Source organism: Streptomyces hainanensis (assembly GCF_004348415.1).
GTDB lineage: Bacteria > Actinomycetota > Actinomycetes > Streptomycetales > Streptomycetaceae > Streptomyces > Streptomyces hainanensis.
In genome coordinates this window covers 1-8411 of sequence record NZ_SMKI01000352.1, presented here as the reverse complement: position 1 = coordinate 8411, position 8411 = coordinate 1, and the positions used below count along the sequence as shown (strand labels likewise).

Annotated in this window: 7 protein-coding genes; 5 read left to right on the top strand and 2 right to left on the bottom strand. The window is 74.8% G+C overall.

What is annotated here, in order from left to right:
- Together E1283_RS26580 and E1283_RS26575 are read right to left on the bottom strand one after the other, a co-directional pair.
- The coding region (locus E1283_RS26580) for an ABC transporter substrate-binding protein (protein WP_132820689.1) at positions 1-1046 on the bottom strand (1046 nt) is incomplete at its 3' end.
- Positions 1047-1061: 15 nt separating this feature from the next.
- Positions 1062-2051, bottom strand: coding sequence for a sugar phosphate isomerase/epimerase family protein (locus E1283_RS26575; RefSeq protein WP_132820688.1), 990 nt, complete (start codon positions 2049-2051; stop codon positions 1062-1064).
- Positions 2052-2266: 215 nt separating this feature from the next.
- Here E1283_RS26575 and E1283_RS26570 point away from each other — a divergent pair, with 215 nt between their 5' ends.
- The 5 genes from E1283_RS26570 (at position 2267) to E1283_RS26550 (ending at position 8331) form a co-directional block, all read left to right on the top strand.
- The gene (locus tag E1283_RS26570; protein WP_132820687.1) at positions 2267-3148 is read left to right on the top strand and encodes a transketolase; all 882 of its coding nucleotides are present in this window, start codon (positions 2267-2269) and stop codon (positions 3146-3148) included.
- Entirely contained in the window at positions 3145-4116 is a 972-nt protein-coding gene (locus E1283_RS26565) for a transketolase family protein (protein WP_132820686.1), read from the top strand. The genes E1283_RS26570 and E1283_RS26565 overlap by 4 nt, the downstream gene beginning before the upstream one ends.
- Before the next feature lie 71 nt (positions 4117-4187).
- Positions 4188-5654: an FGGY family carbohydrate kinase gene (locus E1283_RS26560; protein WP_243745126.1), complete on the top strand. Its 1467-nt coding sequence runs from the start codon at positions 4188-4190 to the stop codon at positions 5652-5654.
- Positions 5655-5701: 47 nt separating this feature from the next.
- Positions 5702-6700, top strand: a complete 999-nt coding sequence (locus tag E1283_RS26555; RefSeq protein WP_243745125.1) for a sugar-binding transcriptional regulator — start codon at positions 5702-5704, stop codon at positions 6698-6700.
- Between the two features lie 41 nt (positions 6701-6741).
- Complete coding sequence (locus E1283_RS26550; RefSeq protein ID WP_132820684.1) at positions 6742-8331, top strand: glycoside hydrolase family 140 protein; 1590 nt, start codon at positions 6742-6744, stop codon at positions 8329-8331.
- Positions 8332-8411 lie beyond the last annotated feature (80 nt).

Sequence of the window (8411 nt, the reverse complement as noted above, 5' to 3'; positions counted from 1 at the left end):
GTGCGGAAGCCGGCGAAGACCTCCTGGGCGGCGGGGGTGAGCAGGAAGTCGAAGAGCCGGGCGGCGTTCTCGGCGTTGGGGGACGCCTTGGAGAGGAAGAAGCCCTCGGTCCAGCCCGAGGTGCGGACGACGTCGTGGCCGGTGGGGAGGACGAAGGTGTCGAAGAGCGCCGGGTCGAGCCCGGAGGCGATGTTGGTGTACTCCTGCCACTGGCCGGTGATCAGGAAGGCGCCGGTGCCCTGGGTGAGGTAGGCGTCGGCGACGTCGGGCTTGATGCCGAGGAAGCCGTCGGGCACCCACCCGCGGTCGACCCACTTCCGGAACAGGCCGAAGGCGTCCCTGACCTCGGCGCGGTCCCAGTCCGCCTCGCCGAGCAGCAGTCGGTCGTGCAGTTCGGGGCCCGCGGTGATCTCCAGCAGGTACTCGAAGAGCCGCATCGGGTCCCAGCCGTAGACGCCGCCGGTGGCCAGCGGCACCACGCCGCTGGCGAGCAGCCGGTCGCAGGCGACCTCCAGCTCGTCGTAGCCGGCGGGGACGCCGACCCCGGCGCGCTCGAAGAGGTCGGTGCGGTACCAGCAGCCGAGGTTGGCGATCACGCCGGGCAGGCCGTGCCTGTGGCCGTTGAACGTCATGTCGCGGACGGCGGCCGGGTTGAGCACGTCGTCCCAGCCGTAACGGGCGTAGTGGGCGTCGAGGTTGGCTATCTGGCCGGCGTCGATGAAGGGGGCGGCGATCTGGCCGCCCCACATCTGGAAGAGGTCGGGCGGCCGGGCGCCGAGGAGTTGGGTGCGGACCTTGTCGGGGAAGAGGGCGGCGCCGCTGCCCGGCAGGGTGTCGTGGCGGACGGTGATGCCGGACTCGGCTCGGAAGGACTCCAGAACCTGGTCGAGCAGCGGGCCCTGGGTGGCGTCCGCGTAGGTGAAGAGCGAGAGCCGGTCGGGCGACGCCTTGGGCCGGCCGCCACCGCAGCCGGTCAGCGAGCCGGCCGCGCCGAGCGTCGCGGCCAGGGCGGCGGCGCCGAGGAACCGCCTGCGGTCCATGGTCATCGGGCGCCTCCGCCGTCAGCCGAAGAGCGCCGTGCGGACGAGACGTTGGGCGGTCATGGCGTCGTGGGCGGCCTGGGCGGCCCGGAGTTCGTCGAGCGGCAGCCGGGCGGCGCGCTCCTCCAGGGCGCGGAGGGTGGCGACGGACTCGCGGACGGCGTCGCCCGGGTCCTCGCGGTAGGGGAAGAGGTCGAGCTTGACCGGGTGTTGCCAGCCGATCTCGCGGACGACGTGCAGGAACTCCAGGGTCTCCACGAGGTGCAGGGCGCCGGCGGTGAGGTCGTCGTCCCACTCGCGGTAGTTGTCGTCGACCTCGACGTCCACCAGGCGGCCCGTCTCGTGGGCGAGGCTCAGGGCCTCGGCGGGGTTCTCCTTGGCGAAGAGGGAGTGGCCGAAGTCCACGACGAGGCCGACGTTGTCCACGCCCGTCCGCTCGATGGCGAGGAGGCTGGCGGCGGCGGTCGACCAGAAGAGCCGGTTGCGGGGCTCCTTGAGCTTGTACTCGATGCCGAAGGTGACGTCGGGGTGGTTGCGGGCGACGTCCCTGATGCCCTCGACGGCGTGCCGGCGCAGGGTGGGGTAGTCGACCTGGAACGGGTAGTCGTAACCGTCCTGTCCCGGCCAGAACTTGACGTAGCGGGCGCCGAGCGCGGCGGCGACGTCGACGGACTCCTCGGCGAGGTCGTGCGCGGCCCGGCGGGTGGCGGCGTCGGCGCCGGTGAAGGAGCCGCTGCGGAACCGGCGGTCGTAGATGACCGGGGTGATGTTGGTGGCGACCAGGCCGTGCGCGTCGAGGGCGGCCTTCACGTCGGCGACGCCCACGCCCGCGTCGAAGGGGTAGTTGAGGTCGAGGCCCACCAGCTCGCCCGAGGCGGCGGCCAGCTCGATGGTCCGGAGGGTGCCGATCTCGGGGCCGTAGCCGTCGGTCGCGTAGCGGTCGATGATGCGGCCGAAGCTCCACATGCCGCCGGCGAAGGTGCGGGAGGCTGAGGACGGTGCGGACGTCATTGGCGAACCCCTCCTGAATATTCATTCAACTGGTCGGTTTTTATGACGATTCAGGGACCGTAGGACCGGCCGAAGTAGCGTGTCAAGACTGCTGCGCGACCCCTCGACATCAACGGGCCTGCGAAGCCCGAGGTCTTGACGGGGCGGGATGGCGTGGACCACCATCCGAGGCGGAGATAATCAGATAGATATCGCTAGCGTGAATGGATATTCACATGCTGACCGCTGACCCCCCGGCCGCGGCCCGGTACCGCGCGCTCCGGCAGGCCACGCGCGACGGCGATCCGGCCGACGCCGTCGAGACGCTGCGGGCGATGTCCCGCGACGTCCGCAGGACCGTCGTGGAGATGATCGACCGCGCCCGACTCGGCCACCTCGGCGGCGACCTGTCGGTGACCGACATCCTGGTGGCGCTCTTCGGCGCGGTCCTCGACGTGGACCCCGAGGACCCCACGGCCCCCGGCCGCGACCGGTTGATCCTCAGCAAGGGGCACTGCGCCGCCGCGCTCTACGCCACGCTGGCCCGCTGCGGCTACTTCGCCCGCTCCGAGCTCGCCACCTTCATGGCCCCGCTCTCCGCCCTGGGCGGCCACCCCGACCGCCGCAAGGTGCCGGGCGTGGAAAGCAACACCGGACCGCTCGGCCACGGCCTGCCGGTCGCGGTCGGCTGCGCGCTGGCCGCCCGGCTGCGCGCCGAGCCCTGGCGCACCGTGGTGGTGCTCGGCGACGGCGAACTCCAGGAGGGCAGCAACTGGGAGGCCGCCATGGCCGCCGGCCACCAGGGGCTCGGCTCGCTCACCGCCGTGGTCGACCGCAACCGGCTCCAGCAGGGCGCCCGCACCGAGGAGACCAACGCGCTCGAACCCCTCTCCGCCAAGTGGGCCGCGTTCGGCTGGGAGACGAGGGAGGTGGACGGCCACGACCACGGCGCGCTGCTCGCCGCGCTGCGCCCCACCGGCACCGACCGGCCGGTCGCGGTGATCGCCCGCACCGTCAAGGGCAAGGGGCTCTCGTTCGCCGAGGACCAGGTGGAGTGGCACCACAGGGTCCCCGACGAGGAGCAGGTCCGCCTCGCGTTCGAGGAGCTCGCCCGATGACCCCCGCGCCCGACGCCGCCACCCACGACTGCCGGCAGGTGTTCGCCGAGGAACTGGCCGCGCTGGCCCGCGAGGACCGCCGGGTGGTCGCCGTGTGCAACGACTCGGTCGGCTCCAGCAACCTGGTGGCCTTCCGCGGCGAGTTCCCCGACCGGCTGATCGACGTCGGCATCGCGGAGCAGAACATGGTGGGCGTCGGCGCCGGCCTGGCCAACGGCGGCCTGGTGCCCTTCGTCTCGGCCGCCGGCCCCTTCCTCACCGGCCGTGCCCTGGAACAGATCAAGGCCGACGTCGCCTACAGCGGCCGGAAGGTGGTGCTCTGCGGGCAGAGCCCCGGCCTCGCCTACGGCGAACTCGGGCCCACCCACCACTCCGTCGAGGACCTGTCCTGGCTGCGCGCCGTCGACGGGCTCACCGTGTTGGTGCCCACCGACCGGGCCCAGACCCGTGCCGCCGTCCGCTGGGCCCACGCCCACGACGGCCCCAGCTATCTGCGGATCCCCCGCTTCAGGGTGCCCGACGTGATCCCCGCCGACGCCCCGTTCGCGCCCGACCGCCCGCCGGTGCTGCGGGACGGCACCGACGTGGCGGTGATCGCCGTCGGCACCGCGGTCTCCCGCGCCCTGGCCGCCGCCGACGCGCTGGCCGCCGACGGCGTCTCGGTCCGCGTCGTCAACACCCCGTTCGTCGCGCCGCTCGACGCCGACGCGCTGCTGGCCGCGGTGGCCGGCGTCCGCGCCCTGGTCACCGTCGAGGAGGCCACGCTCAGCGGCGGCCTCGGCGCCGCCGTCGCCGCCCTGGTCGCCGAGCGCCGGCCGACGCCGATGCGGCTGCTCGGCGTCACCGGCTTCGCGCCCACCGGCGACGCCGCCTTCCTGCTCGAACACTTCGGGCTCACCGCCGAGGGCATCCGCCGGGCCGCCCACGAGGCGCTGGCCATGGCCGGCGCCGGGGTGGGTCGACCGTGACGGGCCACGAACCTCCCCCAGCCATGGGGGTCCCCCCGGACGGAGTCCGGGGGAGGCCGGGCGGTGCCCCCATGCTGCTCGCCGTCGACCAGGGCACCTCGGCCACCAAGGCCGTGCTGCTCACCACCTCCGGGACGGTGCTGGCCACCGCCTCCGCGCCGCTGACCACCGCGCACCCGCGCCCCGGCTGGGTGGAGCAGTCGGCGGACGAGGTGTGGGAGAGCGTGGTGGCGGCGATCCGGGCCTGCCTGGTAGGGCAGGACGCGGCCCGGGTGGCGGCCGTCGCTCTGTCGACGCAGCGCGAGTCGTGCCTGCTGTGGGAGCGGGCCACCGGCCGGCCGCTCGGCCCACTGCTCGGCTGGCAGGACCGGCGCACCGCCGACGTCCACGCCCGGCTGTCGGCGGACGGGGCCGGCCCCGGGGTCCGGGCGGCCACCGGGCTGCCGTTGGACCCCATGTTCAGCGCCCTGAAGGCGGGCTGGCTGCTGGACGCCCACGATCCGGCGCGGGCCGGAGCCCGGCGCGGGGAGCTGTGCCTGGGCACCGTCGACTCCTGGCTGCTGTGGCGGCTGAGCGGCGGCGCCGGACACGTCGTCGAGGTCGGCAACGCCTCCCGCACCCAGCTCCTGAACGTCCACACCAGGACCTGGGACGGGGAACTCCTCGACCTCTTCGGGATCCCGCGCGCGGTGCTGCCGCGCGTCGTCCCCTCCACCGGCCCCTTCCCCGCGGTCCGCGGGCTGGCCCCCCTGCCGGACGGCACCCCGGTCGCGGCCGTGCTCGGCGACTCGCACGCCGCGCTGTACGGCCACGGCGTCCGCGCCCCGGGGCAGGTCAAGGCGACCTACGGCACCGGCTCCTCCGTGATGGGCCTGACCACGGGCGCCCGCGCCGTCGGCGACGCGCTGTGCCTGACCCTGGCCTGGGACGACGGCGCCCCCGCCTACGCCCTGGAGGGCAACATCCGCTCCTCCGGCGCGACCCTGCGCTGGCTGGCCGGCCTCCTCGGCGTCGACGAGACCGAACTCGCCGCCCGCGCCGCCGAGGACTCCGGCGGCGTCCACCTCGTCCCCGCCTTCGGCGGCCTGGCCGCGCCCTGGTGGGACAACGACGCCACCGGCCTGGTCACCGGCCTCACTCTCGGCACCGGCATGCCCCAACTCGCCAGGGCCGCCCTGGAATCCATCGCCTTCCAGGTCGAGGACGTGATCGCCGCCATGGACCGCGCCACCGGACCCGTCTCCCTGGTGCACGCCGACGGCGGCCCCACCGCCAACCCCGCCCTCATGCGACTCCAGGCCGACACCTCGGGCCGCACCGTGCGCCGCCCACACGCCGGGAACCTCTCCGCGCTCGGCGCCGCCCGACTCGCCGCCCGCGCCCTCGACCTGCCCGAGCCGCCGCCGCCCACCGCGGCCGACCTCCACCGGCCCCGCTCCACGCCCGAGGCGCGCGCCGCGCTGCGGGCCGGCTGGCACGCGGCCGTCGCCCGCTCCCGCCGCCCCGCCGGCGGGGCGGGCGAGGAGGTGCCGGGGTGACGAGCGATCAGCGGCGCCCCGTGGTGGGCTCCCGTAGGGTGCGGGACGTGTCCGAGCCTCCTCAGATTCCCGCCAACATGACCGTCTCCAAGCTGCGCCAGATAGTGCGCGTCGCGCGGATGTACCACGAGCGCGGGCTGCGGCAGACCCAGATCGCCGAGCTGCTCGGCCTCACCCAGGCCGGCGTCTCCCGCATGCTCCGCACGGCCACCACCCTCGGTGTGGTCCGCACGGTGGTGGTGGCGCCCGCCGGCATCCACAGCGACCTGGAGGACGCCGTCGCCGAGCGGTACCGGCTGGCCGACGTCGTGATCGTGGACGGCGACGACCTGTTGGACGATCCGCCCAGCCTGATGCGGGCGTTGGGCGGCTCCGCGGCCGGCTACCTGGAGACGGCGTTCCGGGACGGCGACGTCATCGGCGTCTCCACCTGGAGCGAGACGCTGCTGGCCGCCGTCAACGCGATGCAGCCGGGGCCGCGGAAGGCCGCCGCCGTCGCCGGCCGGGTCGTCCAGCTGATGGGCGGGGTCGGCGACGCGCACAGCCAGGTGCAGGCCACCAGGCTCACCGCCCGGCTCGCCGAACTCACCGGCACCGTCCCGCTGTTCGTCCGGGCCCCGGGCCTGGTGGGCTCGGCCGAGGCCAGGCTCTCGCTGCTGCGCGACCCCTCGGTGCTCGAAGTGGGCGAGGCCTGGCAGCGGTTGACGGCGGTGCTGGTCGGCATCGGCAGCCTGGAGCCGTCCCCGCTGCTGCGGCTCAGCGGCAACGCGGTGGCCGAGGAGGAACTGACCAGGCTGCGCGGCCTGGGCGCGGTGGGCGACATCTGCCAGCGGTTCTTCGACGAGAACGGCGTGCACGTGGACGCCGGCCTCGGCGAGCGCACCGTCGGCGTCTCCGTCGACCAACTCCGCGGCGCGCCACGGCGGATCGCGGTCGCCGGCGGGCCCCGCAAGTACCCGGCGGTGCGCGGCGCGGTCCGCGGCCGGTGGATCACCGCGCTGGTGACCGACCTCTCCACCGCCCGCCGCCTGCTCGACGAACCCTGATCCCGTCTCACCACAGGCAGTTGAGGAAGGACACCCGCACCGTGCAGACGACATCCCCATGGCAGCGTGCCGACATCACCCTGACCGCCGAGCACGACCACCCGGCCGCCTACGCCGAGGTCGCCGTCTGGGCCGAGTTCGTCCACGACTCGGGCGCGACGCTGCGCCGCCCCGCCTTCTGGGACGGCGGCCGCACCTGGCGGATCCGCTTCACCTCCCCGCTGGCCGGCGGCAGTTGGCGCTGGCGCACCGAGGCCGACGTCGACGACCCCGGCCTCGCGGGACGCACCGGCGAGCTGGCCGTGGCCGAGGCCCCGGCGCCGACCGAGGGCCCGGCGCCGACCGAGGGCCCGGCCGGCGAGGGCCCGTTCCGTCGGCACGGCTTCTGGCGGATGTCCCCCGGCGGACGCAGCCTGACGCACGCCGACGGCACCCCGGCGCTGCTGGTCGGCGACACCGCCTGGGGCCTGCCGTGGCGCGCCACCGAGGAGCAGGTGCGGATCTACGCCGCCGACCGCGCCGGCAAGGGCTTCAACGCGGTGCTGCTGATGAGCGTCCAGCCGGACATGGACGCGCGCGGCCCCCGGGACCGGACGGCGGACGAGGGCTTCGACGTGGCCTTCGAGGACCTGCGCGACGGCCACCTCAACGACCTGAACCCGGCCTACTTCCAGCACCTCGACCGGCTGCTCGCGATCCTCGCCGAGCACGGCGTCGTCCCCGTCCTCCAGCCCGTCTTCCACGGCTTCGGCTGGAAGGGCCTGCGGGCGGCGGGCCCGGTCGTGGAGCCGGCCGAGTACGCCCGCTACTGCCGCTACCTGGTGGCCCGTTACGGCGCCGACCCGGTGGTCTACCTGGTCGGCGCCGACGGTAGCGGCCACGAGCCCGGCATCGAGGCCGGCGGCCGGGAGATCGAGGAGTGGGACGCCTACGGCCAGCCCTGCGGCATCCACTACCGCCCGCACTCCCGGGCCGACGCCCACCAGGACGCGCCCTGGCTGGACTTCCAGTGGTGCCAGACGGGCCACCGGGGCGAGCACGTGCCGGAACGGGTCGCCGACATGTGGCGCAACGAGCCGGTCCGGGCGGTCGCCAACGGCGAGCCGACGTACGAGCATTCGGGCGCGCGCGGCAAGGGCGCGGGCTGGTGGCAGGGCCACGAGGCGTGGAGCAACCTGTGCGCCGGCTCCACGATGGGCGTGGTCTACGGCGCGGGCAGCCTGTGGCAGTGGGTGCTGCGGCCCGGCGAGCCGGGCCACGAGCCGTTCTTCGTGGCCGACGGCGCGGGCTGGCGGGAGGCGCTGGACTTCGAGGGCTCCCGCTACGTCGGCCTGGTCTCCCGGATCCTGGCCGGGCTCCCCACCACCGACATGGCCCCGAGCTGGGACCTGGCGCTGGCGCCACGCGGCCTGCTGGTGCCCGGCCGGCTCTACGTCAGCTACGCGGAACACGGCGGCGACCTGCGGATCGCGCCCTGGTCCGACGGGTCGATACCGCTCCCCTACCGGGTGGTCGACCCGCGCACCGGCGAGATCACCGGCTCCGGTGTCCGGGCCGCCGCCGACGCCCCCGTCCCCGACCCGGGCGGGGCGCCCCGCGTCTACCTCTGCTGCGCCGACTGGCGCGACTGAGCGCGTCAACACCGAAGCGGTCGGTTCACTCCCCCGGGGGGCGCGTTTCCCCGGGGGGACGGGGGTTTCCGGTCATGACG

Excerpts from the sequence above, each read along its gene's own strand:
- E1283_RS26570 (WP_132820687.1), top strand. The coding sequence starts at position 2,267 with ATGCTGACCGCTGACCCCCCGGCCGCGGCCCGGTACCGCGCGCTCCGG.
- E1283_RS26575 (WP_132820688.1), bottom strand. The coding sequence starts at position 2,051 with ATGACGTCCGCACCGTCCTCAGCCTCCCGCACCTTCGCCGGCGGCATG.
- E1283_RS26565 (WP_132820686.1), top strand. The coding sequence starts at position 3,145 with ATGACCCCCGCGCCCGACGCCGCCACCCACGACTGCCGGCAGGTGTTC.
- E1283_RS26560 (WP_243745126.1), top strand. The coding sequence starts at position 4,188 with ATGCTGCTCGCCGTCGACCAGGGCACCTCGGCCACCAAGGCCGTGCTG.